The organism is Halomarina pelagica (assembly GCF_024228315.1).
GTDB classification, from domain to species: domain Archaea; phylum Halobacteriota; class Halobacteria; order Halobacteriales; family Haloarculaceae; genus Halomarina; species Halomarina pelagica.
Genome location: NZ_CP100456.1, coordinates 16,479 through 39,706, shown reverse-complemented (window position 1 = coordinate 39,706; position 23,228 = coordinate 16,479). Strand labels below are relative to the sequence as shown.

General features: G+C 64.3%; 22 protein-coding genes. 12 read left to right on the top strand and 10 right to left on the bottom strand.

The window, feature by feature from the left end; translation table 11 throughout:
• Positions 1-22: 22 nt before the first annotated feature.
• Positions 23-1,684 carry an aldehyde ferredoxin oxidoreductase family protein gene (locus NKI68_RS21595; protein WP_254547174.1) on the bottom strand — a complete coding sequence of 554 codons (1,662 nt, stop codon included), beginning with the start codon at positions 1,682-1,684 and terminating at the stop codon, positions 23-25.
• Between the two features lie 112 nt (positions 1,685-1,796).
• Between NKI68_RS21595 and NKI68_RS21590 the strand changes: the two genes are divergently transcribed.
• Positions 1,797-2,222, top strand: a complete 426-nt coding sequence (locus NKI68_RS21590) for a VOC family protein (protein ID WP_254547173.1) — start codon at positions 1,797-1,799, stop codon at positions 2,220-2,222.
• A 91-nt stretch (positions 2,223-2,313) separates the two neighbouring features.
• Here the strand turns inward: NKI68_RS21590 and NKI68_RS21585 are convergent, their stop codons facing one another.
• Complete coding sequence (locus NKI68_RS21585; RefSeq protein ID WP_254547172.1) at positions 2,314-4,533, bottom strand: CDC48 family AAA ATPase; 2,220 nt, start codon at positions 4,531-4,533, stop codon at positions 2,314-2,316.
• Between the two features lie 173 nt (positions 4,534-4,706).
• Between NKI68_RS21585 and NKI68_RS21580 the strand changes: the two genes are divergently transcribed.
• The 3 genes from NKI68_RS21580 (at position 4,707) to NKI68_RS21570 (ending at position 7,911) form a co-directional block, all read left to right on the top strand.
• A complete protein-coding gene (locus tag NKI68_RS21580) occupies positions 4,707-5,624 on the top strand; it encodes a hypothetical protein (RefSeq protein ID WP_254547171.1) in 918 nt (305 codons plus the stop codon).
• A gap of 6 nt (positions 5,625-5,630) precedes the next feature.
• Entirely contained in the window at positions 5,631-7,343 is a 1,713-nt protein-coding gene (locus NKI68_RS21575) for a pyrroloquinoline quinone-dependent dehydrogenase (RefSeq protein WP_254547170.1), read from the top strand.
• A 103-nt stretch (positions 7,344-7,446) separates the two neighbouring features.
• Positions 7,447-7,911 carry a hypothetical protein gene (locus tag NKI68_RS21570; RefSeq protein WP_254547169.1) on the top strand — a complete coding sequence of 155 codons (465 nt, stop codon included), beginning with the start codon at positions 7,447-7,449 and terminating at the stop codon, positions 7,909-7,911.
• Between the two features lie 10 nt (positions 7,912-7,921).
• Here NKI68_RS21570 and fer read toward each other — a convergent pair whose 3' ends face one another.
• On the bottom strand, positions 7,922-8,407 hold the full coding sequence (fer, locus tag NKI68_RS21565; protein ID WP_254547168.1) for a ferredoxin Fer: 486 nt from the start codon (positions 8,405-8,407) through the stop codon (positions 7,922-7,924).
• Between the two features lie 102 nt (positions 8,408-8,509).
• Entirely contained in the window at positions 8,510-9,355 is an 846-nt protein-coding gene (locus NKI68_RS21560) for a DUF8054 domain-containing protein (protein WP_254547167.1), read from the bottom strand.
• A 136-nt stretch (positions 9,356-9,491) separates the two neighbouring features.
• On the opposite strand from NKI68_RS21560, the gene NKI68_RS21555 reads away from it, so the two are divergent.
• Positions 9,492-10,541, top strand: coding sequence for a sodium:calcium antiporter (locus tag NKI68_RS21555; protein WP_254547166.1), 1,050 nt, complete (start codon positions 9,492-9,494; stop codon positions 10,539-10,541).
• Here NKI68_RS21555 and NKI68_RS21550 read toward each other — a convergent pair.
• Together NKI68_RS21550 and NKI68_RS21545 are read right to left on the bottom strand one after the other, a co-directional pair.
• Complete coding sequence (locus NKI68_RS21550) at positions 10,536-11,642, bottom strand: sodium:calcium antiporter (RefSeq protein WP_254547165.1); 1,107 nt, start codon at positions 11,640-11,642, stop codon at positions 10,536-10,538. The two genes, NKI68_RS21555 and NKI68_RS21550, sit on opposite strands and share 6 nt — an antisense overlap.
• A gap of 107 nt (positions 11,643-11,749) precedes the next feature.
• Complete coding sequence (locus NKI68_RS21545) at positions 11,750-12,052, bottom strand: ArsR/SmtB family transcription factor (RefSeq protein ID WP_254547164.1); 303 nt, start codon at positions 12,050-12,052, stop codon at positions 11,750-11,752.
• A 104-nt stretch (positions 12,053-12,156) separates the two neighbouring features.
• Here NKI68_RS21545 and NKI68_RS21540 point away from each other — a divergent pair, with 104 nt between their 5' ends.
• From NKI68_RS21540 to NKI68_RS21530, 3 genes are all read left to right on the top strand, one after another.
• Positions 12,157-12,450: an amphi-Trp domain-containing protein gene (locus NKI68_RS21540; RefSeq protein ID WP_254547163.1), complete on the top strand. Its 294-nt coding sequence runs from the start codon at positions 12,157-12,159 to the stop codon at positions 12,448-12,450.
• An 85-nt stretch (positions 12,451-12,535) separates the two neighbouring features.
• Positions 12,536-13,615, top strand: a complete 1,080-nt coding sequence (locus NKI68_RS21535) for an ABC transporter substrate-binding protein (protein WP_254547162.1) — start codon at positions 12,536-12,538, stop codon at positions 13,613-13,615.
• 5 nt (positions 13,616-13,620) lie between these two features.
• On the top strand, positions 13,621-14,430 hold the full coding sequence (locus NKI68_RS21530; protein WP_254547161.1) for an ABC transporter permease: 810 nt from the start codon (positions 13,621-13,623) through the stop codon (positions 14,428-14,430).
• On the opposite strand, the gene NKI68_RS21525 is transcribed toward NKI68_RS21530, so the two are convergent.
• The 3 genes from NKI68_RS21525 to NKI68_RS21515 are packed head-to-tail and all read right to left on the bottom strand — an operon-like array spanning position 14,385 to position 17,202.
• Positions 14,385-15,182 carry an ABC transporter permease gene (locus tag NKI68_RS21525; RefSeq protein WP_254547160.1) on the bottom strand — a complete coding sequence of 266 codons (798 nt, stop codon included), beginning with the start codon at positions 15,180-15,182 and terminating at the stop codon, positions 14,385-14,387. The genes NKI68_RS21530 and NKI68_RS21525 overlap by 46 nt on opposite strands.
• Entirely contained in the window at positions 15,179-15,919 is a 741-nt protein-coding gene (locus tag NKI68_RS21520; protein ID WP_254547159.1) for an ABC transporter ATP-binding protein, read from the bottom strand. Before NKI68_RS21520 ends, NKI68_RS21525 begins: the two co-directional genes overlap by 4 nt.
• Positions 15,916-17,202, bottom strand: a complete 1,287-nt coding sequence (locus tag NKI68_RS21515) for an ABC transporter substrate-binding protein (protein WP_254547158.1) — start codon at positions 17,200-17,202, stop codon at positions 15,916-15,918. Before NKI68_RS21515 ends, NKI68_RS21520 begins: the two co-directional genes overlap by 4 nt.
• Positions 17,203-17,465: 263 nt before the next feature.
• On the opposite strand from NKI68_RS21515, the gene NKI68_RS21510 reads away from it, so the two are divergent.
• Together NKI68_RS21510 and NKI68_RS21505 are read left to right on the top strand one after the other, a co-directional pair.
• Positions 17,466-17,636 (top strand): hypothetical protein, encoded by a 171-nt coding sequence (locus tag NKI68_RS21510; protein ID WP_254547157.1) that lies wholly within the window; start codon positions 17,466-17,468, stop codon positions 17,634-17,636.
• A gap of 441 nt (positions 17,637-18,077) precedes the next feature.
• Positions 18,078-19,313 carry an ABC transporter substrate-binding protein gene (locus tag NKI68_RS21505; protein WP_254547156.1) on the top strand — a complete coding sequence of 412 codons (1,236 nt, stop codon included), beginning with the start codon at positions 18,078-18,080 and terminating at the stop codon, positions 19,311-19,313.
• A gap of 306 nt (positions 19,314-19,619) precedes the next feature.
• On the opposite strand, the gene NKI68_RS21500 is transcribed toward NKI68_RS21505, so the two are convergent.
• The gene (locus tag NKI68_RS21500; protein ID WP_254547155.1) at positions 19,620-21,542 is read right to left on the bottom strand and encodes an alkaline phosphatase D family protein; all 1,923 of its coding nucleotides are present in this window, start codon (positions 21,540-21,542) and stop codon (positions 19,620-19,622) included.
• A 238-nt stretch (positions 21,543-21,780) separates the two neighbouring features.
• On the opposite strand from NKI68_RS21500, the gene NKI68_RS21495 reads away from it, so the two are divergent.
• Complete coding sequence (locus tag NKI68_RS21495) at positions 21,781-22,218, top strand: hypothetical protein (RefSeq protein WP_254547154.1); 438 nt, start codon at positions 21,781-21,783, stop codon at positions 22,216-22,218.
• Between the two features lie 145 nt (positions 22,219-22,363).
• Complete coding sequence (locus tag NKI68_RS21490) at positions 22,364-23,008, top strand: SDR family oxidoreductase (protein WP_254547153.1); 645 nt, start codon at positions 22,364-22,366, stop codon at positions 23,006-23,008.
• Positions 23,009-23,228: the final 220 nt, after the last annotated feature.

Below are 23,228 nucleotides of genomic sequence, written 5' to 3'. Positions count from 1 at the left end.
GGGACCGAACGGCTGACGGCCGTCACTCCTCGATCCGTTCGGACGGAACTGTCCCGTCCGCGTTCCATCCCCGGGCCTTGTAGTAGGCGTCGAGCGCCGCCTCGAAGCCCGGCAGGTCGTAGGGGAGCGCGTCGTCCGCGCGGTCGAACCCGCGCCGGTTGTTGAAGTGACGTTCCAGGTCGACGATCCGTGCACCGAGCGCGAGCAACTCCCCGTAATCGGCATCGAGTAGGGTTTCGAGGCGCTCGTCGGCCACCACGTCGCGCGAGAAGCGGCAGACGATGCCCGAATCGAGCACCGCGTTGTGGTTCTCTCTCTCCACGAGTCGTTCGGGCTTACCGTCGAGGCCCTCCCGGTCGAGGGCCGCCTCGGGGGAGACGAGCGGGTACTCGTAGACGTACATGCTCCCGTAGAGGTGATCCGCCCCGCGGTTCGCGGTGGCGAACGAGAGGCCCTGGCCGTTTAGCGTTCGACCGTCGTGGGCGGCGAACTCCATACCCTTCACGGACCAGTTCTCGACGCCCAGTTCCCCGTGAACGCGGTCGATCCCCTCCGCGAGCAGGTCGCCGACGCCCTCCCGGTAGGCGATGTCCTCGACGAGGGCGTGGATCAGGTCGGCGTCCCCGAACGCGTCCTCGCTTGCGAGGTACGCGGACACGACGTCCCCACAGGAGATGGTGTCCATACCGAGCCGATCGCACAGTTCGTTCGACCGCATGACGGCGGTCACGTCGTCGATCCCGGCGTTCGAGCCGAAGGCCATCACCGTCTCGTACTCGGGTCCCTCCGTCTCGAGGCCGCTCGCCTCGTCGCACGTCGGGAGTTTGCACGCGAACGCGCACGCAGAACAGGTGCCCTTCCTATACTTCTTCTCCGCCACCCGATCCCCGCTGATGCCCTCGACTCCCTCGAACGAGAGTTCCGAGAAGTACCGCGTCGGGAGCGCCCCCACCTGATCGGCGTACGTCGTCAGCCCCGCCGTCCCCTGCCGCTTCATGACGCTGTCGGAGGCGGCGGCCTCCCGGTGTATTTCCGTGGCGACGGAGTGGGGATCGAGCGCGCGTTCGACGCTCCCGTCGAAAGTGATGAACTTCACGTTCTTCGCACCGAGGACGGCCCCGAGACCGCCGCGGCCGAACGCCCGCGACTTGCTCGTCATGATCGAAGCGAACCGCACGTGATTCTCGCCGGCCGGACCGATGCAGGCGACGTGCTCGGGGCCGAGGTCGCGCGTCTCCGCGACGTGCGCCGTGACGTCCGGGACGACTCCCCCGGCCAACTCGGGTACCGACTCGAATTTCACCCCCTCGTCGGCGACGTGGATCCCCACGAGTTCATCGCTCGCGCCCGCAACCTCCACAACCGCGTAGCCCGTCGCCAGAAAGTTCCGCGAGAGGAACCCGCCGGCGTTCGAGGAGAGCAGGCCGTCGGTCAGCGGCGAGACGCCCGTACAGGACATCCGCCCCGTGAAACTCATGTTCGACGCCTGCATCGGTCCCGTCGCGAAAAACAGTCGGTTCTCGGAACCGAAGGGATCGGCGTCGAACGGGATGCGGTCGTGCGCGAGTTTCGTCCCGACGCCGCGGCCCCCGACGTACGACGCGAGCACCTCGTCGATCGCTGTCTCCTCGGTCGTCCTCGCTCCCACGTCCACGGTCAGTAGTCGCCCCCGGGCGTGTAGCATCGGTTCGAGAGAGCGACTGCCAGCGCATAAAACGGTGCTAGATATTCACCATCGCGGATCGGTTTCTCTCTCCCGGCAAAAGTTCTTTACGTCGACGCGCAGGCCTCTCCGCATGGACGCCGTCGATCACATCAACGTCGACGTCGACGACCTCGAAGCGTGTTTTCGGTTCTACCGCGACGTGCTCGACCTCGAACTGCTCCGGCCGCCGGAGGACTTCCGGGGCGAGCACGCGATGTTCCGGGCCGGCGACACCGTCGTGACGCTGGCGGCGACGGGCCGTGCGGCAAACTGGAAAGAGGCGGACCTCGATCACCCCCTCGACAAGGCGCACGTCGCGTTCGAGACCGATCGCACGGCGTACGAGGCGCTGATCGCGGAACTCGACGGGCAGTTCCCCAACCAGGGTCCCTACGACTGGGGCGACTTCGAGGGGTTCTACTTTCTCGATCCCGACGGCAATTTGCTCGAAGTCGTCACCTACGACCCGCAGACGGTCGACCGGACGCTGCTCACCCACGACGTCGTGGAGGAGTGACGCCGGTCCGCCGGGCACGTTCGTCGTGACCGCCGTTCGCGTGGTGGACGTGGCAGTCGAGAAGCGCGAAGAGGGGGATCCCGCGAGGGGCTCAACGGTCGTCGACGGTCGATCCGTCGACCGATCCGGAATCGAGTGACTGATCCGTGCGGTCGCCGCGATTTCCTTCGACCTCTTCGATAGCCGCCTCGAAGTGGTCCACCGTCACGAACACTTCCTCGACGGTGGACGCACCCGCTCGGACGTACTCGCGAACGGCGACGGTCGCCGCCTCGCGGCAGACAGCTTCGACATCCGCACCGACATACCCCTCGGTCCGCGCGGCGAGTTCGTCGAGGTCCACGTCGTCCGCCAGCGGCTTCCCGCGGGTGTGGACCGCGAATATCTCGCGACGGCCCTCCTCGTCGGGAGCGGGCACGTAGACGTGTCGGTCGAGCCGACCCGGGCGCAGCAACGCGTCGTCGAGCAGGTCGCGCCGGTTGGTCGTGGCGACCACGACGACGTCCTCCAATTCCTCCAGGCCGTCGAGTTCGGTCAGCAGCTGGGAGACGACGCGCTCACCGACGCCCGAATCCCCGCCGTGACGCCCGCGTTCGCCCGCGATGGCGTCGATCTCGTCGAAGAACACCACGGTCGGGGCGTTCGACCGGGCCTTCTCGAAGACGTCGCGGACGCCCCGCTCGGACTCGCCGACGTACTTGTCCAGCAGTTCGGGGCCCTTGATGGAGATGAAGTTGCTCCGGGACTCGTTGGCGACCGCCTTGGCGAGGAGGGTCTTCCCGGTCCCCGGCGGGCCGTACAGCAGCACGCCGGTGGCGGGGCTGAGGTCCACCCGTTCGAACGCCTCGGGGTACTCGAGGGGCCACTGGACTGTCTCCCGGAGGCGCTCCTCGGTATCCTCCAGCCCGCCAACGTCATCCCAGGTGACGTTCGGGACCTCCACGAACACCTCCCGCAGTGCCGAGGGTTCGACGTTCCGCAATGCCTCCCGCACGTCGTCCGCGGTCACCGAGAGCGATGCGAGCAGGTCGGTGTCGAGTTCCTCGTCGATGTCGAACGCCCCGCGAACGCGGCGCAGCGCGTACATCGCGCTCTCGGTCGCGAGGTTCTCCAGATCGGCCCCGACGAAGCCGTGCGTGAGTTCGGCGATCCCGTTGAGGTCGACGTCGGCCGCGAGGGGCATCCCGCGAGCGTGGATACGGAGGATTTCCGCCCGACCGTCGCGGTCGGGGACGCCGATCTCGATCTCGCGGTCGAATCGGCCGGGACGACGGAGCGCGGGATCGATGGCGTCGGGCCGGTTGGTCGTCCCGATGACGGTGACCCGTCCCCGCTCAGCGAGACCGTCCAGCAGCGAGAGCAACTGAGCCACGATCCGGGAGCCGGCGTCACCGTCGTTCCCTCGTTCCGCCGCGAGCGAGTCGAGGTCGTCGAGGAGGACGATCGCTGGCTCGTTCTCCCTAGCCTCCTCGAATACGTCCCGGAGGCGTTCCTCGCTCTCGCCGTAGTACTTCGACGCGATCTCCGGGCCGGAGACGGTGGTGAAGTAGGCGTCGATCTCGTCGGCGACGGCCCTCGCCAGCAGGGTCTTGCCGGTCCCCGGCGGTCCGTGCAGGAGGACGCCCCTCGGGGGCTCGATACCGAGGACGTGGAACAGCTCCGGGTGACACATGGGGAGTTCGATCATCTCGCGGACCTGTTCGAGTTCCTCGTCGAGCCCTCCGATGTCGTCGTAGGTCACCGTTCCGGCGGCCGGAAGCGGCCCGGACGCGTCGTCGGAGGGGCCGAGCGAGAGCCCCTCGGCGGGAGCGGGGGAGACCTGAATCCTCGTCCAGTCCCGTACCACGACCCGATCGGTCGGCCTCGTCTCGGTTATCTGCACCGGGAGGGCGCGCTCCACCGGCTTCGAGGGTGGCTCGAGTCGGAGCGTGACCGGTATCGTCTGACCGACGATCAGCGCCTGTCCGATGAGTTCATCGCGGAGGGTCAGCTTGAGGCTCTCTTCGATCCCGATCTCCTCTGGCAGGGCGACGGTGACGCTGTCGGCCGATTTGACGTCGGTTCGCTCGACGGACACGGTGTCCTCGGCGTCGACGCGCGCCGTCCGACGGACGCGCCCGTCGAGGCGGATGGTACGGGGATCCACCTCGTCGGACGGCAGTACCTGCGCGACCGCGTGCTCCCCGAGCGGCCCGGTGACGACGACGTACTCGCCGCTTCCGATCCCTAGTTCGTCCATCGTCTCCCGGTTAAGTACGGCTAATCCGTCGCCGCCCCCCTGCCGCCCCGACCGCCTGACCGTTAGCTCCATAGCATCTGCGTTTCGACACCAACCCACTCGGGTCGTATAAACCCGCGGGTAAATCAGCGTCGTCGGTTCGAACCTACTGATCTGATACTTTATGAAATGATTATTTCCTAAAAATACCGAACAGTACGATAAGTTATATCCTGTCACGGGACGCCGGTTGTAGCGGTGGTTCAATGGCCAATGTAAGCACACCTCACATCACGGCGGAAGATCAGGAACGGCTGGCGAGAACGCTCGGGATAAGCGACTCCCTTGGTGGCGAGACGCTGACCCTGTCGGAGATGAAGACGGCGGTCGACGCGGACACCGCCCCGGAGTTCGCCAGTCTGGGCGAGACCATCCGCAGCGATTTGGAGGGACGACTCGACGCCGACCTCCTCGAGTCCGCCCTGTCCGATCTGGCGACGCAGATCGACCGCCTCCCCGAGGTGCGCGAGCGAGGGATTCCGAGCGGCGAGAGGGAACCGGAGGTGCTGTATCGGGATCTCGTCGAACCGGGCTGGCGGGTGTACGACCACCTCCTCGACGTGGGGTTCTTCGAGAGCGTCGACGCCAACGCGTCGCGGTTCGAGCCGGAGTACATCCGGGACACCGCCCACGAACTGATCGGCGCGGACGAGTTGACCTCGGCGCTCGCCGAGATCGGGTTCGATGACCGCGAGCAGACCGTTCTGGTCATGGACGTCGTCAACAACGACACGCGACTCTCGCGGTGGGTACCGACCGCGGAGATCCCCGAGGAGGTCGAGTTCAACGTCGAGTTCGTGCCCCCGTTGCACCAGCGGGCGATGGGCGGTGCGCTGCTGTGGATTCGAACGCTCGACGTCCACCTCTGGCAGAAGAAGATCCTCATCACCGAGGAGATCCTGGACGATGGGTTCTGGGACATCAAGGCGATGCTCGGCGGACTGTACCTGTTGACGATGGCGGCGCTCGAGGTCGCGGACGCGACCGACGCGTCGCTCACGGACAGCCAGCTGTCCGCGGCGCTCACCGCCAGCGCCGCGATCCTGATCGTCAACCAGGAGGACATCTGCAGCCACATGTATCACATTACGGAAGAGAGGCGCGCACCAAGCGAAGCGAGGTAATCGAGAATGTCAATAGAGGAAGACAGGGCCGTTCAGGCCGCACAGGACACCGTCGTTCGAGAGACAGACAACGGCTACCGGGTGCTCGGCGCACCCGAGAAGTCGGTCACCCACCAGCACGACATCGACCGCATTCCCGAGAAGGACGTCACGCAGGAGATGTTGAGCAACTCCGGTGAGAACGCGGAGTGCTGGTTGATGTACGGGGGGAACTACGAACAGCACCGCTACACGACCGCCGACGTCATCACACCCGAGAACATCGACGATCTCGAACTGGAACACGAGATGCGGGTCGGCTCCGGGTCGAGCATGGAGGGGACGCCGTTGGTAGTCCCCGGCGATCCGCCGGTGATGTATCAGTCGAACGGGCCGAACCACGTGAAGGCCATCGACCCGCGCGAGGGCGACGTCCTCTGGAGCTACACGTACGCCGTACCGTCGGACGTCGTGCTCTGCTGCGACGACAACAATCGTGGCGTCGCCGTCTACGGCGACAAGATCTTCATGTGCACCCTCGATTCGGGGGTCATCGCGCTCGACCGCTACACCGGGGAGGAGGTGTGGTACACGAGCACTGCTGACCACGAGCGGGGCTACTCCGCGACGTGGGCACCCATCGTCCACGACGGGACGCTCTACACGGGGAGCGCCGGCGGCGAGTACGGCGTCCGCGGGTTCCACACGGCGCTCGACACCGAGACGGGCGAGCAGAAGTGGTTCACCCACACCTGTCCGGAGGGGGAGTGGGTCGGCGATAGCATCAACCAGGCGGCCGGAACCAACTGGATGACGGCCACGCTAGACGAGGAGCGAAATCGGCTGTACCTGCCGGTCGGGAACCCCGGTCCCGACTTCGACGGGTCGGTCCGACCGGGACCGAACCGCAACACCTGCGGTACGCTGTGTCTCGACGCGGAAACCGGCGAACGCCTCTGGTTCCACCAGGAGTCGCCCCACGACGTCTGGGACTACGACTCGGCCTGCCCCCGCGTGTTCATCAAGGACCTCGAGATCGCCCACCGCAACCAGACCAAGGACGTCGTCGTCGACGCCGGGAAGACGGGCTGGGCGTACACGGTCGACGCCGAGACCGGCGAACTCATCGAACGGAGCGAACCGGGCGTCCAGCAGCTCAACATGTTCCGGATGATCCCGCACATCGACGAGGGCAGGCGTGGGACGTTCATGCCCGGCGGGATGGGCGGCAACGACTGGCAGCCCCCGGCCTACAGCCCCGAGACCGGCCTCATCTACTACAAGATGCACAACAACGCCCAGGAGGCGTGGTGGCGGTTCGAGGAGTTCGAGGAGGGCAAGAAGTACTGGGGCGGTATCCTCGAGGACGAGACCGAGGCGATGCCCGACGAGTACAACGGCCACATCGCCTCCATCGTCGCGCTCGATCCGGCGACCGGCGAGCGCGTCTGGCGCGACTGGATCGACAGCGACACCTACCTCTGGGGTGGTTCGATGGCGACCGCGACTGGCCTCGTGTTCGCCGGCACGCAGAACGGCAACCTTATCGCCTACGACGGAGAGACGGGCGAGCGCGTCTGGGAGTTCGACTGCGGCGACACGCCGCTCTCTGCCAGTCCCATGAGCTGGTACGACCCCGGCACCGAGAAGCAGTACATCGCCATCCAGGTCGGAGGTAGCGGCTGGCTCCGCCGGGGGAAGCGCGACGATAGACTCCTCATCTTCTCGATGGCGGCGTAACGGAGGTCTCCCACGCGTTTTTTCGACGGGATAACTGTCTAATGCCAGTACGTTCGTCGCTTCGACCCAAAACTATTTGTCCATCCGTGCTGCGTGTCACCACATGACGACGCCGATGCCTCAGAGACGCACACCGGAAGCGCCGGCCGACGCGTCCATCGCTGACTCCGAATCGGAGGCCGAAGTCACGATGGAGGACCTGATCAGGCGACTCATCGACGAGCGCGTCGCGTCGCTTGAGCAAGAGATCGCGGACCTCGAACGGACGCTGGAGGAGGTCGACAACTTCACGCGGATCAGCCTGAACGAGCGCAAGATCAAACAGAGTCAGGAGAGCCTCTCCGAGTTCTCCGACTCGCTCACGGGGTTCGCCGAGAAGGCGTTCAACAACATCAACGAACTCGAGGATCGGCTCGACACGCACGCGCTGTTGCTCGCGGCGATCCTCGACGCCCTCGACGGAGAGGACCTCGATCTTACGCACGCTCAGCGCTACCAGGAGGACCAGCTAGTAATGAACATGACCCCCGACGAACGCCTCGAGGAGGCCATCGAACGGTCGTCCTGACGTCCTCGGATCACACTTCGCGTTTTCCGACGACCGTCTGAAGGTAGTCGTGGCTCCTGACGTTGTAGATGAGTTTCACCTCCTCGGTGCCGGGCGTCCCTACGCACGTTAACCGGAGACCCATCTCCTCGACCTCCTCGTCGGTCAGAAACAGGTTCATGTCCATATCGATCTCACCCTCGACGAGGAAGGCACAGCAGTTTGCACACGAGGCGGCTCGGCACTCGAACGGCCATGCGTATCCGGCGTCCTCGGCGGCGTCGAGAATGTACCGATACTCGCCGACCTCGAGCGTTCCGTAGTCGACGTCGTCCAGATCAGCCGCCGCCGCCTTCTCGAAGAGGTCGTCGTCGTCCACGTCCCAGCCGTGCCTCTCGAGTACTCGGTAGTTGAGGTACTCGACTGTGGCGGTTTCCTCCTCCTCTCCCTCCCACTCGGCGTCGCGGGCGGCGTCCCGTCCTACCTTGATGTTCGGAAGCTGCTGATCGGACGTCATACGTTGACTATCGCCACGGTCGTACTTAGTCGTCGGTGTCCTCGGACGGCTCTCGGCGGCGCGCCCCCTCCCGGCGGTCGATGGTTGCGAGCGCCCCGTCGTTCAACCGAGCAGGTTCGTCCGGACGGACGCGACGCCTTCGCGGTCCACGGCGGCCGCGTCGGCGACCACCGCTCCGCAGTCTCGACAGACGGACTCGGCGACGAGGTGGGGTTTCTGACAGCAGGGATCGACGCGTTCCTCCGTCACGGACAGCGCGCCGTCACAGGCCGGACAGTTTCGGAGGAACAGTCGTAGGCTCAGCAGGACGGACCGCCGTCGGTCCCGGTCGAACGCGGACCAGTCGACGCACTCCCGGAGAATTTCCGTCGCGGCGACGTCCGCGACGAGCGCGGCGACCGAGTCCCACCTGATCGACGCGTTACCGTCGACGACGAACGATCGATCCCCGTGGCGAGTGACGGTGTCGGCGTCGAACATCACACGCACGTCGTTCACTTCGACGCCCCGTTCGTGGACCGTCGCCATCCGTTCACTCCACGTCTCGCGGAACGTCGCCGTGAGTTCGACCCCGTCCGCGTCCGTCTCAGCCAAGACCCCAGCAGTGAACAGAGACTCCGTTTCGACGTCCCCGTCCGCCGTCGTTCTCGCCGGCTCGTCGACAGCGCGTCTCCCCTCGAGAGGGTCCTTCCCGAACAGACGGAGCACCCACGGCGGGAAGTAGCGCCGTGTGAGCGTCGGCGTCCCCGGTACGAGGTACCCGCGCAGGTAGATGACGAGCGCGGAGACGCTGAAGGCGACAAGTCCGAATCCAGGGTGGCTCACGAGTCCGATGATCGCGGCAAGCACGCCGGCGACGAGCACGTTCAGCACCGTACACGGGACGCAGCGATTCTCCCCCGTGTACTCCGGACGCCGTAGTCGAGCGACTTCGCCAGGGACGTTCATTCGATGTGGACCAAGTACCGGCGGCCGAAGCATAAGTATGCCCGTCGGTCACAGTTCGCACAAATGGGTATGTGGTCCCCGATCGTCGGTCGGCGCGTCGAATGGTATATATCGATAACGCGTGAGTGGTCCACTCATGCCGTTCGACGCGCCAGCCGTGATCGTCGGTCTCGTCTCCTTCGTGATCGGTATCGGACTGGTCATCGGGAGCGTCGAGACGTTCATCGAGGCGGTCGCGGAGAGCGCGCTCGCGCTCGGCATCTCCGGGTTCTTCTTGACGGTGTTTCTGGCCGGAACCGATCTCGAGAACGCGGTGCTCGGCTTCGTGGCGGTACTCGATGGGCTTCCGGGCCTCGCGCTGGGCACGGTCTTCGGTGAGGCGCTCTTCATCCTCGGTGCGGCCGTCGGGCTCGCGGGGGTGCTTACGCCGTTCGAGACGACTGTACCGCGATCCTACCTCCTGATGATGCTCGGTGCACCGGCGCTGCTTCTCGCTCTTGCGCTCGACGGAACGCTCACGCACACCGATGGTCTCCTGCTTACTGTCGCTTACCTACCGTTGCTCGCGGCCGTGTACGTACTCGAACGGCGGTCGAGCACGCGATATCTGAGCGCGGAGGAAATCGAGGAGGCTCAGGCACTCGACGGGGGAAAGGAGGTGGACGACGACGGTGAGTTCCTCGACCTCGACCTCGACTTTGACCTCGAGATCGGACGGCTCGAGTCGTTCCGGGCCGACCACGAGGGATGGTATCGACTCGGCGTCGCGGTCCTCGCGGTGGGCGGCATGACCGTCGGGTCGGAACTCGCCGTCTCCGGTGCACAGACCATACTCGGCGTTATCGGCATTACCGGGCTCGCGTTCGGCGCGACCGTGATGAGTTTTATCGCATCGCTCGAGGAACTGTTTCTCACCGTCGAACCGGTCCGTCGGGGACAGCCGCACCTCGGCGTGGGGAACATCGTCGGTAGCATGCTGTTTTTCGTGACGGCGAACGCGGGCGTCATTGCGCTGGTTAGACCGATCGACACGACAGGTACGGTGTTCACGGTCCACTGGCCGTTTTTCCTCCTCGCGCTCGGTCTCGTCGCGGGGATGCTCGTCCGCGGACGGATCGGTCGACCCGAGGGTGCGGTGCTGCTCGCAGTGTACGCCGCTTACTGGGGGGCGAACCTCCTTTCATAGATCGACCGGGATACCGCCGAAGACCACCAGGCTGACGGCCCAATAACAGACGTAGAGCCCGAGAAGGAGATACCCGTGACGTGATGTCATCCGACCCGTGTGCGCGAAGTACGCCGCGAGTGCGGTCGAGACGACGAGCATCGGCAGGTGCCAGGAGAGGACGTTCGGATCGACGACGACGTCGCCGACGAGTGCGATGACCCCGACGTTCGCCGTTACCGAAAACAGGACGCTCCCGATGACGTTTCCGATACCGATCTCCGGAACCCCCCGACGGACCGGTTCGACGGTGAGAAAGACGTCCTCAAGCGTCAGAACGGCGGTAGCAACGGTCGCACCGAACACGGTCCCCTCGACGCCGTAGCCCGTCACGATGCCCTCGGTGGCGAGCGCCATGCTCTCGGCCGCGACGATGATACCTAGAAGAGAGACGACGGACAGGCCGAACCACGTCCAGCCCGAAAGTTCCCGATCGGGGACGAAGGGAAGTTCCGTCGAGAGCGTCCGGAACTGGCCGCCGTCGACGATCTTCGTGACCTCCGCGTCCCGAAACACCGGCGTCGTGCTCCCTATCTCTCGATAGATAACGTATGCGAGGACGAGCAAATAGAGCGTAACGAGAACGACACCGTGGACGACCGTCACGGTGCCCAGTACCGCAAACGGGACGAGAACGAGCGGTGACAGTGCGAACAGAACGAGATAGTCCTTCGGTACGTCTGCGTCGAACGGGACGAGAATGGCGGCGAGTGCGAGCGTCACGCCGGTCAGCGAGAGCGCGGTTCCGAGCGCGGTTCCGAGTGCGACGCCGCCGAGATCTTCGAGGTTCGTCGTAATCCCGAGGATCGCATCGTCGAACTCGATTCCCGTGAACACGACCGCCAGCAGGAACAACGAGACGTCGAGTCCGTTAGCGGTCTTCACCAGATAGCCGATGAACTTCTCGGCGCTGACGATGAGCAATCCCGCACCCGCGACGAACACAACCACCGCGGGTATACCGGTCAGGATAGGCTCTTCCTCCCCCTGAGTCACCCCCTCGGAACCGTGCTCCTGCGCGACGACACCCCCCGACGTCAGCAGCAGGAGGACCAGAAGCACGGCGATCCCTCGCTGTAAGTGATTAATGATAGCACGGGCCATATTCCGTGCACTCCGGCTTCGCAACTATAGGTTACGGATCGAATAGCTCCATACGGTGAAGAGATCTACACGGTGTCGGTGTCGCCGGGGTGGTCCGGTTCCGCGTCCTGGGCGTGAAGGACGAACGTTCGATCGGGTCGGGGGATCGCGCGCAGTTCGACGACCTTGACGAGTCGGTAGTACTTCCGACGGCCGACCCGGTAACTCTCGACGAGGTCGGCCTCCTCCAGCACCGAGAGGTGGTGAACGGCCGTCTTCCCGTCCATACCGACCTGCTCGGCCAGCTCGGAAACGTATCGTGGACGCGATGAGATCTCCTGGAGGATCCGGAGACGCGCCTTGCTTCCGAGGACGTCGAACAGCGACATACCGTATGCATACGTTGCACTTCACAAGAAGATAACTCGTCCCCACGGCAGTTCGTCTGTCATCGTCACGCAATGATTATCGGTAGTCGGCGTGAACGGTGGCCATGGCCAACTTGCCGGGCGAGAGCCGGGACGGACGAACCGTCGTGACCGACGGGTACTTCGAGCGCGAAGTGCACCTGTCCCGTCGGGCGACCGCGACGTTCCTCCGCGAACTCGCCGATCAGATCGAGGACGACACGCACCTGACCATCTCGAGCGCCGACTGGGAGGTCCCGTTCGAGTACAGGGAACCGATCGAAGTCGAAGTGGAGTTCGTGAGCCAGAACGAAGGTGAACTCGAGATCGAACTCGAGTTCACCGGCGCACGCGCCGACGGAGGGCTGTCGGTGAAGTGAGTCGGTATCCCCGGTGCTGGCGGAACCATATATAAACATAGTCCCGTATTATTTATTACCTCACGTCAATAGCTACCAGTAGTCAATGAATCGATCACGGCGGGCGTTTCTCTCGACCGCGGGCCTCGCGCTGGGGGCGGGATGCGTGGGCGAATTGACGGCCGATCGATCGGGGAAGCGGACGTCGTCTGGCGGGAAACGGACAGAGACGACTGATATCTCGCTGTTGTTGAACTGGAAACCGAACGGCCTCCACGCCCCATATTACGCCGCGAAGGGAGAGGGATTCTACGAGGACCAGGGCCTCGCACTCGCCGATGTCGAGAGCGGGCAGGGGTCCGACTTCGCGGCCAAGCAGGCCGGCCTCGGAAACACGAACTTCGCGATCACGAGCGCGGACCAGGTGCTCAACGTCAACAGTCGCGAACTCTCGCCGCTCTCGGTGGGCGTCGTGATGCAGCGGAGCCCGGTGGTGTTGTTCACCGCCCGCGAGAACTTCGGCGCGAGGTTCACGGCCGTCGAGCAACTGGAGGGAAAGACCCTCGGCACCGGACCGGGCATGGTACGCCTACTCTCGAAGCTCATGCTCGAGCGGAAGGGCGTCCTGCGTAGCGTCGAACTGGTCGACACGGGATACGACACGGTCCAACGGCTGCTCTCCGGCCGGATCGACGCCGCCGGCGGCGTCTTCGGCGACGTCGTCGCCGCGCGACATCAGGGGTACACCATCGACTCCGTCCCGGTTGCGTCGGTGATCCCCTCGTACGGACACGTTATCGCCACGAGTAAGCGATTCGCACGTGATCGCTCGGAGATGGTTCGTGCGTTCGTTCGAGCCACCGCTCGCGGAGCCACGTGGGCGCATCGCCACCCCGAGGCGGCGATCGATCACCTCGTGGATGCGGTGCCGGTGTTGGCCGAATCTCGGGAGCAGCAGCTGGATAAGTGGAAGTTGATGAGCTCGGCGTTCATGCTCTCGGACACGGTTCGAACGAAGGGGTGGGGGTGGAGTGCGCCGAAGCCCTGGCGGACGACGTACGAAGCGCTGCACGGTGCGGACCTGCTCGGCGGTTCCGTCGATCCGAGCAGCGTCTGGACCAACGACTACATCGACACCGACTACGAGTACATCGTCTCGTACGCCGAGACGGTTTCGGAGTCCTGATCGCTGTGATCGAGCGTCGACGCGAGCGGACCACGGACGGGCGACGCACGCGAGGTATCGGTGACCGTATCGACAGCGCGCACCTCGATGAGTACCGACCGGCACTCGCCGCGTTCGTCGTTCTCCTCGGCACGTGGCAGCTCGCAACGGTCCTTCTGACCGTGCCAACGGTCGTCCTCCCCTCGCCGCTCGACGTCGGCGTCGCCCTCGTCGCGACCTGGCGACCGCTGTTCGGCGACGCGTTCGTCACTGGCCTCACCGCGGCGCTCGGCCTCGCCGGCGGCGTGAGCCTCGGCCTCGCCCTCGCGTTCGGGATGACCGCCTCCCGGACCGTCGAGGCGGTCGTCCGTCCGTACGTCGTCGGCCTTCGCATCACACCGCTCGTCGCCATCGCACCGCTCCTGTTCCTCTGGTTCGGGCGAGGGATCCCCGCCCGGGCGTTACTGGTGACGACGCTGACGCAGTTCCCTGTGGCGATCGCCTCGGCCGGGGGCCTGCGCGCGGTTCCCCGGGAGTACCTCGACCTGGCGCGGTCCGTCGCGGCGTCCCCCTGGCAGACGTTCTTCCGGGTTCGTGTTCCGGCCGCCGCCCCTAGCGTCTTCGCTGGGGTCAAGCTCGCCGCCGCGCTGTCGGTCATCGGTGCCGTCGTCGCCGAGTTCGTCACGCTCACCGACGGGCTGGGGTATCGGGTGTTCGTCACGTCCACGCGCCTGCAGACGGCACAGACCTACGCCGCCCTGTCCGTGCTCGCGGCGCTCGGGTTGGTGTTCTACCTGGTCCCTGCCTGGTTCGAGCGACGCTCGAGGTCGCGCTGAGCCCACACGACGCGACGTTCAACGGCGACGATCGCTCCGTAGAGCACTAGCCCCTCGAGGAGGAGGACGAGTAGCGCCGCGAGCATGGTATCTGTCTGGAGGTTCTCGAGCGCGATCAGGATCAACGCGCCGAGGCCGTCGGTCGAGACGACCCACTCGGCGATGACAGCACCGACGACTGCCAGCGTCGCCGACTGCTTCACCCCCGCGAAGGCATCCGGGAGCGCGTGCGGGAGGCGGAGGTGGACGAACGTCGCGAGCGGACCGGCGTCGATCGACGCAAGCAGGTCGAGGTAGCCCGTCGGGACGCTGTCGAGTCCGGCGACCGTACTCACGACCATCGGGAAGAACGCGATGAGCGCCACGAACACGACTCCCGTCGTGGGCCCCGTTCCGAGATAGATGAGCAACACCGGCGCGATGGCGATCTTCGGCAGGACGCGAGCGGCCACCAGGTACGGGACCAGGGTCCGACGCAGCAGGGGGATGTGGGCGATAAGCACCGCCAGTGTGGCTCCGCTCAGTATCCCGATCCCCCCGCCGACGAGGATGCGCTGGAGCGTGATCCACGCGTTCACCGCGTACAGCCTCGGGTCGGCGGCGAGTCGCGCGGTGACGCTTACGGGTGACGGAAGGAGATACGACGGAAGCGCGAACGCCGTAGCCGCGAGCCACCACAGCAGAACGCCGACGCCGAGCGCGACGGTGGGGAGCACCAGTCCGGCCGCGGGAACGCGCTCAGCGGCGTTCATCGGTCGTCTATGAGCGCGGAACGGACGGTCGCCACCTGATCCCGAAACGCGGCCGATTCGACCACCGACCGGTCGCGCGGCCGGGGGAGGTCAACGTCGAACGTCCTAACGATGCGACCCGGTGAGCCGCGAACGACCACACATCGGTCACCCAGGAGAATCGCCTCGGGGACGCTGTGCGTCACGAACACGACCGTCTTCGTTTCCTCGCGCCAGATCCGACTGACCTCGAGACCCATCGTCTCCCTGGTGAGTTCGTCGAGCTCGCCGAACGGCTCGTCCATCAACAACACCTCCGCACCGAGGTGGAGCGCGCGGGCGATGGCGACCCGCTGGCGCATCCCTCCCGACAACGTCGCCGGGCGGGCGTCCTCGACTCCGGCGAGTCCGACCCGGTCGAGTAACTCACGAGCGTCGGCCGGTTCCGGTGACTTTCCAGCCAGTCGCCGGAGGAAGGTGACGTTCTCGAGCGCGGTCTTCCACGGGAGAAGCGTGTGCCGTTGGAACACGAACCCGACGTTGCCTCGGCGCTGGGCCCGCTCGGGTGGCTCCCCCGCGACCTGAACCTCACCGCCGGTCGGCCGTTCCAGCCCGCCGATCGTCCGGAGGAGCGTCGTCTTCCCGCACCCCGACGGCCCGATTACCGTGACGAACTGACCGGTGTCGACGTCGAGCGTGATGCCCTCGATCGCGGTCATCTCCCCGTACGCGACCGCGAGGTCCTCGACCGAGATCATGCGGCGCTGAGGAGTTCGGCGTGCCGAAGCGCCATGGCGAGTCGCTGCCACTCCTCGGCACTGTGCCACCCCCACCCGTGATCCTCGACGGCTTTACTCGCCCCGAACTCGTCGACGGCGTCCGCGAGGTCCCGACGGCCACGCTCGACGGCGTCCGCGTCCGATCCTACGACCGCCCTGACGGCGTCAGCCGGCGACGTGACGGCCGTCTCATATCCCACGAGCGTGCCGGCGAGGAATCGCTCCAGGGATTCCGAACGCTCCCGTACCGTTCCCGCCGTCGTCACCAGCGTCGGGCCGTATATCGGGAAGTGGTCGGCGATCGGGAGGACGTCGACGGTCGCCCCGTCGGCTTCGAGGGATCGTGGATCGGCGAACGTTCCGGTAACAACGTCCGCACGTCGGGAGCGAAGCGCCGCCCGCTCCTCGCCGTCGACGTCGACGACGGTCGTGTCGTCGAGCAGTCCCGACTGCGAGAGGAAGAGCCGGACCAGTAGTCCGGTCTCGGCGTCCGCCGGCATCCCGATACGACGCCCGCGTAATCGTTCGATGCTGTCGAGCGGGTCCCCGAATACGTCCCGCGTCGTGTAGAGCACCGCCATCGCCCGCTGGAACAGCGGTGCGAGCGGGACGAGCGGTGCGCCGTCCTCGAGCGCGCGGACGGTCGTCGCGGCGCCCGCGACCACCACGTCGGCCTCGCCGACGAGCATCGCTTCGAGCGCCCGTCCGGAGCCCTCGAACGACTGGAACCGGATGGGGAGTCCCCAGTTCTCGTACTCGTTTCGCTCGTGGGCGGCGAACAACGGCGCGTGGAGGACGTTCGGACGCCAGTTCAGCCCGACCGTGAGAGGATCGTAGTCCCCTGAACCCCCTGACCCGTTTCTGCCCCGCACTCGGTCGGTCATCGTCTCGGCGACCGCCAGCGCGCGGCTGAGGAGTTCGGTCGCGTGAGTGGCGTACGCGCGCCGAACCGATTCGGACACGTCGGTACGCGGTCGCCACGCCTTCGGTGGACGACCGCGCGTCTCTCGTTGGACGGTCGACTCGGAGACGAGGTCCCGCTCCAAGAGGGTGTTCAGGGCCGTCGATACCACGCTCCGACTATCTCCCGTTCCGAGTCGGATCTCGAGGCGGGTCGCCGGCTCGGCGGTGAATGCCGGTAGCTGTTCGCGAAGGAGCAAATAAGCGAGGACGCGCGCCGTTCCCCCGCCAAGCCCTAGCGACAGGCGCTCGACTAATTTGCGGTCCTCCGCCGCGAGCACCGGACACTCACGTATCTGCATCGACCGATGCTTGCGACCCAGAGGCAAATATCTTACCGACGAACGCGTACGCCCGGATAGCCCGACGCCCTCTCGAAGAGTACCTGGCAGGTCGTGCGAATCGATGCACCGTCGACGGGTAGGCCGGTCGTAGTCCTCCGAAACGCTCGAACGGGACCCGACGATAGAGGATCTCTACCGTGGATAGACGGCCGTACCTGCCGTTCGTGTCGCCTGCTCTCGCAGGCCGTCCCGTTTCCACGTCGGCGCACCAAATGCGCGCGATGAACGAAACCGATCCCACGGTCTACGTCGACAAGTGTACGCAGTGCGAGACGTACGTCCTCACAGACTCCTCGGCCGACCTCGCGCGTCGCATGAACGCCCACGAACTGGCGTGCCACGGCCGAACTCAGCCGACGCGCGCCGACCACGGTAGCAGAAACTACCAGTAACTGATCGCGACGCGATTCCAGAGGACTTCTTACGGACGAACTCGTCGGGGAGGGCGCGCGTCTCGGCGATCGTCTACGTGACCGCTTACACGGCGACTGGTATAATGCTAGAGGGGTCACTTCCAGAACTTCCAGAAGTAGAGTCGATCGAGTAGCGATCTCCTCTTACCAAACACTCGCTCCAATCTGTTGATACTGTGATAGTAAGGGCAGCATCATCAGGATACGTCGTAACGGGTTCCAACGGAAACGTGGTGTCTCTCACAGGAGAAGTAGGCGACGTACTCTCACGTTTCGATGCCGACCCGCAATACGAGCGAGTTCACGAGAGGACCGTGACTCCAAAGGATATTCAGTTACGCCGCCTGTGGATTCCATAGCGCCGAATACGACCGGAGAGGTATCGGAACACTTAACCATAGTTTAGGCTTGCCTAAATCTATGGGTTACGACGCCGAACCTCGTGGATCACCGACGCGCCGAGAGTTCGCAAAATACGGTGGCGCGGTCATCGGCGGGGGGCTACTCGCAGGCTGTACGGGACAGGACGAGTCGGGATCGACAGGCGGACCCGATCCAGCGGATACAAAGACGGGTGCCGCATCCCAGGATACGGCCACGGAGAACTCGTATTCCGTCACCATGTCTCCGGTCGGGACGCTGGAGTTCGAGCGTCCGCCGAAGGATCTCTTCGTCGTCTTCCAGCACTTTGCAGACATGGCCACTGCACTCGGGTTCGGTGACCTGGTCCAGGAGACATGGTATGCTACGATGACCAGAGATACGCTAGGGACGTTCTGCGGGGAACTGGACGTCACCACCCCCGACTGGGATGCTGTTGAATCGTTGCGATCATGGCCGCCAATGACGAAAGAACGGTTGTACGAACTCGATCGCGACATCCACCTGGTGGATCCCGTGTATCTCACCACGACGAAGGGCTGGGAGCAAGCCGACATCGATGAAATCAGCCAGAACGTCGGCCCGTGGTTCGGCAATACCTACAGCGGCTCCCATGGCACTCCCCCGAAGGCGCACCAGGAAACGTACGAGTACTATACGCTGTGGGAGATCTTCGAGAGGTTCGCTCAGATCTTCCGGGAGCAGGAACGATACGAGGCACTCGTGGACCTGCACACCGAGGTGATCGAGGAGATAGAGAGCAACCTCCCCCCGAAGAGCGAACGACCGACGGTTACGCGGCTTAACTTCACCAATGATACCTTCTATGCGTATCACCTCAACGACCCCGGCTTCTGGTTGGCTGACTCCCGCCCGTTCGAATTAAACGACGTGTTCGCCGACCGAGAGTGGGACGGCCTCTGGTCGTCGTTTGGATACGAGGAGATGCTCGAAGCCGATCCGGACGTCATCTTGAACCTCTGGGGAATGACGGAAGAATATCCCGTCGGCCAAGCCCGTGAGACGATCAAGAGTCATTCCGTCGGAAAGAACCTCTCTGCGATCAAGAACGATCGGTTCTACCCGCACGGAATTCGGTATCAGGGTCCGATCATGAACCTCTTCCAGATGGAAATGATCGGCAAACAGGTCTACCCGGAGCAGTTCGGAGAATGGCCGGAGTATCGAGCGGGCGACCCCTACCCGGATTTCCCCGAGGAACGACAGTTGTTCGATCGCGAGCGACTCTCGAATATCATCAACGGGGATCTCTAACCCACAGAGACACTGTCTCGTCGCGTAGTTCGAGAAGCGAGCAAGTCGTCGAATAGCAGTACTGGATGGGTCGAGTCACGGCTTCGCCCGCAGAGGAATTCGCACGGTGGGATCCCGACGTTGGCCCGTTCGTCGGTCGGACAGGTGACGTTCGGCTACGTCCCCCTCAAACTCGATGACGAACTCGTTCGAATTATCTAGTGAGATTAGGCGTCGAGATGTAGCACCAACCTAATCTATTATACGACCCATAGAATGGACCTCTCGTTTCAGAGAGAAAGGATAGACGTCCCCCCGTTATCGGGCCTAGACCGGCGCGTACGACGCTTCGGCGAGGACGATCCCGTCGTCGTTGGCGACGAGCACCGTGTCCGGGTTGCTGTTGTTCAGCACCGGGCCACCGAAGTCGGCATAGAGCGTCGATTCGGTGTCCTCGCCGCTCCCGTTCCGGACCGTAACCGTCTGGCCCGCGTCGAGAGTGAAGTCACCGAACGTGTAGTTCTGGCTCCCTGCTTCGAAGCTGAGGATGAACCCCGTGAAGTCGATCGCAGCGTCGCCCGTATTTTTGACCGTCACGAACTCGTTGTTGAGATCGCCGTTCTGGTCCGGGTTGATCTCGGTGATCTCGACGGCCGACTGTTCGGGTCGGGCGGGGCGGTCGGACGCCAGGTTCGCACCGGGATCGCCGGCGTCGGTCGTGAACGTGGCGATCGTACGTACAGCGGCCTCGGACTTCTCGACGGTCGAGACGGCCCGATAGTCGGTCTGCCACTGCTCCGGCGTGATCGTACAGCGGACGTAGCCCCGGCTGTCGTTGAAGAAGCGCTGCCAGGGTTCACCGAGCGACGGCCCGTACTGGGTGATCCCGGATCCATCGCCGAACGAGGAGAGCGAGGTGCAGACGTACTCGGTGCCGACCGTCTCGGAGTCAGGGTCCGAAAAGTCGGCTTTGAGGTTGTACGCGTAGTTGCGGTGGACATCGCCGGTGATGACGACCGGGTTCAGGTCCGAATCAGCGGCCATGACATCGAGCAGTCGCTCCCGGTCGGCCCGGTATCCGTCCCACTTATCACCGCCACCGAAGTTCCGCACGTCCGGGTTCGGGTTCTCGTCGGTCGCGGCGAACGGAACCTGCTGCGCGAGGACGTTCCATCGGGACGTGGAGTCGTTCAACCCGTCGACCAGCCAGTTCTCCTGTTCGTCGCCGAGAATGGTCCGCCCCGGATCGTCAGCTTCCTCGGCGGAATCGACCTGGTCGTCGCGGTACTGCCGAGTGTCGAGGACGTTGAACTCGGCCAAGTCGCCGAACGTGAAGCGCCGATAGAGCGGCAGGTTCGGGCCGTCGGGCATCCGCGAGGGACGCAGCGGCTGGTGTTCGAAATACGCCTGGTAGGCGTTCGCCCGGCGTTCGAGGAACTCCTGCGTCGGGGCGTTGTTCTCGGAGGTCGCGTCGGCGTAGTTGTTTTCGACCTCGTGGTCGTCCCACGTCACGAGCCAGGGGAACGCGGCGTGGGCGTTCTGGAGGTTCGAATCCGTTTTGTACTGCGCCTGTCGAATTCGGTAGTCACTCAGCGTCTCGATCTCGCGGGACGGCTCGTGACCGCGGTCGAGCGAGCCCTGTGACCCTCCTTCGTAGATGTAGTCACCCAGTTGGATCGCCAGATCGAGGTCCTCGTCCGCGAGGTGGTCGTGTGCGGTGTAGTACCCCGACGGGTAGTGCTGACAGGAGGTGAAGGCGAACCTGAGTTCGTCGACGTCAGCTCCCTCCGCGGGAGCCGTTTTGGTTCTCCCGACCGGGCTTCGGTCGGGACCGACGCGGAACTGATAGTAGTACTCCGTGTCGGCCTCCAATCCCTTGACGTCGATATGGACGGAGTGGGCGTATTCAGGACGCGCCTTCGCGGTGCCCCTCCCAACGATATCGTCCATGTCCTCGTCGGTCGCGATCTCCCACTGCACCGGCACCTGGCGGTCGGGCATTCCACCGGTTTCGGCGAGCGGGTCGGGCGCGAGGCGAGTCCACAGGACGACGGAATCCGGTAGCGGATCACCAGAGGCGACGCCGAGAGTGAACGGATCGCCTGTGAGTGGGCCCCGGCCGTCGTTCTCCGCGGCGGCACCGACTCCGGTGCTCGATGCGCCGATACCGGCGACCGTCGCGGTCGTGACTGCCTTTCGAAGGAATTCGCGTCGGGTGCTGTCGAGTGGGTGGGCTGAGTTGTCTTCCACACCTCACCGCCTGGTAGCCGACACGATAATTCCATATATTTCTAGTATGTATTAATATGGTTGATAAGGAGAAATAGGTACGGTCAGGTAGTAGAAAGACTCCCGTTGGAGCGAATTGTATCAATGCTTGAAAATAGAGTTCATGGGTATTCACGACCCGAAACACGATACCACCGATAGCCCCTCGAATCGCCGCCGCTCAGATTTATCTACCCCATCGAGAAACCACCACGCAGGAATGTACTCACCTTCGACGTACGACCACTACCGTCCGATCGACGCCGACTATCGAGAGGGAACATACCGCGTCGTCGGTACGACCAACGAAGCAGTGACGCTGCTTCGAGTCGGCAATGCCGAAGGGCAGCGGGCCAACACTGGTGAAGTCATCACCGTCAGCGTCGACGAGTTCGACCGGTTCGAACCGGCCGAGAATCCGGATGGGAACCGCCCGCTTGGAGCGACTGTCGCGTCCGCACTGGAGATGAGCTACTGGTCGCTCCGAGTGCTGATTGAGCAATCGATCTCGCATCCGTTTCCCGCGATGATCGCCGTGGCGTTCGTGCTGATCGGATCGTTCGGAGAGCATCTCATCCCGGTTCCAGAGGTCGTGCAGGGAGTTCTGATCGTTATCGGCGGTCTCGGTCTCGCGTACGTCGGAAGCGGCCGTTTGTGAATCACCACCGCGGGGATCGAGATCATCTCACGGAGTGTGGCGTCAAGCGTGCTGACGCGAGAGTGCATATCGAGGAGTCATTTCGTCGATTGGCGTTCGTCGACCACAGCACCTATTGAGACAACGTGTGTTAAGACAGTACACGATGCAAGTCGCAGTTATCGGTGCGAACGGTGGAATCGGCCGCGAACTGGTTTCCCGACTTGCGGACGCTGGACACGACCCTATCGGGGTCGTGCGGGACGAATCACAGTTCGATACCGTCCGCGAACGCGGCGGCGAACCACGGTTGGGCGATCTCGAAGGGGAGTTCGCGCCGGCACTCCGGGGAGCCGACGCCGTCGTGTTCACGGCCGGCTCCGGCGGGGATACCGGCTGGGACGAGACGCTTCTGATCGACCTCTGGGGAGCGCGACGGAGTATCGACGCGTGCGTCGAGCACGGCATCGACCGGTTCGTTATAATCAGTGCGTACAGCGCGAGCGAACCGCTGGCCGAACCGGAAGCACTCCGCCCATATCGGGTGGCGAAGCGATGTGCCGACGACTATCTCGAACGGTCCCCGCTCGATGCCACGATTCTTCGACCGACGACGCTCACTGACGAAGCGGGGACAGGACACGTTTCGGCGGCCTTCGACTACCGCGGCGAGGATGGGGATGCGATTCCGCGCGCCGATGTCGCCCAGACGGTCGTCGCCTGTCTCGCAAACGAGGAGACGGTCGGCGAAACGATCAGACTCTTCGGCGGCGACACCCCCATCGAAAACGCGATCCGTCCTACCGACTGATCGTACCAGTCTCTGTATCAGTCTCCTGGCGATTCGTCCTAACCAGCTGTCCGGCGTGCTGCGTATGCGTCCTCCGTTCAGCAGCTCGTTTGATGCGTATTACCGAGTAGAGGGTTGAGCACGGGTTTTGCGGTCGTCCGTTACATCGATCGCTACCGATCTCATAACGAGTTCCGATGAATACCGGTCTCTCAAAGAGTCGAACGGAATCACCGCGCGC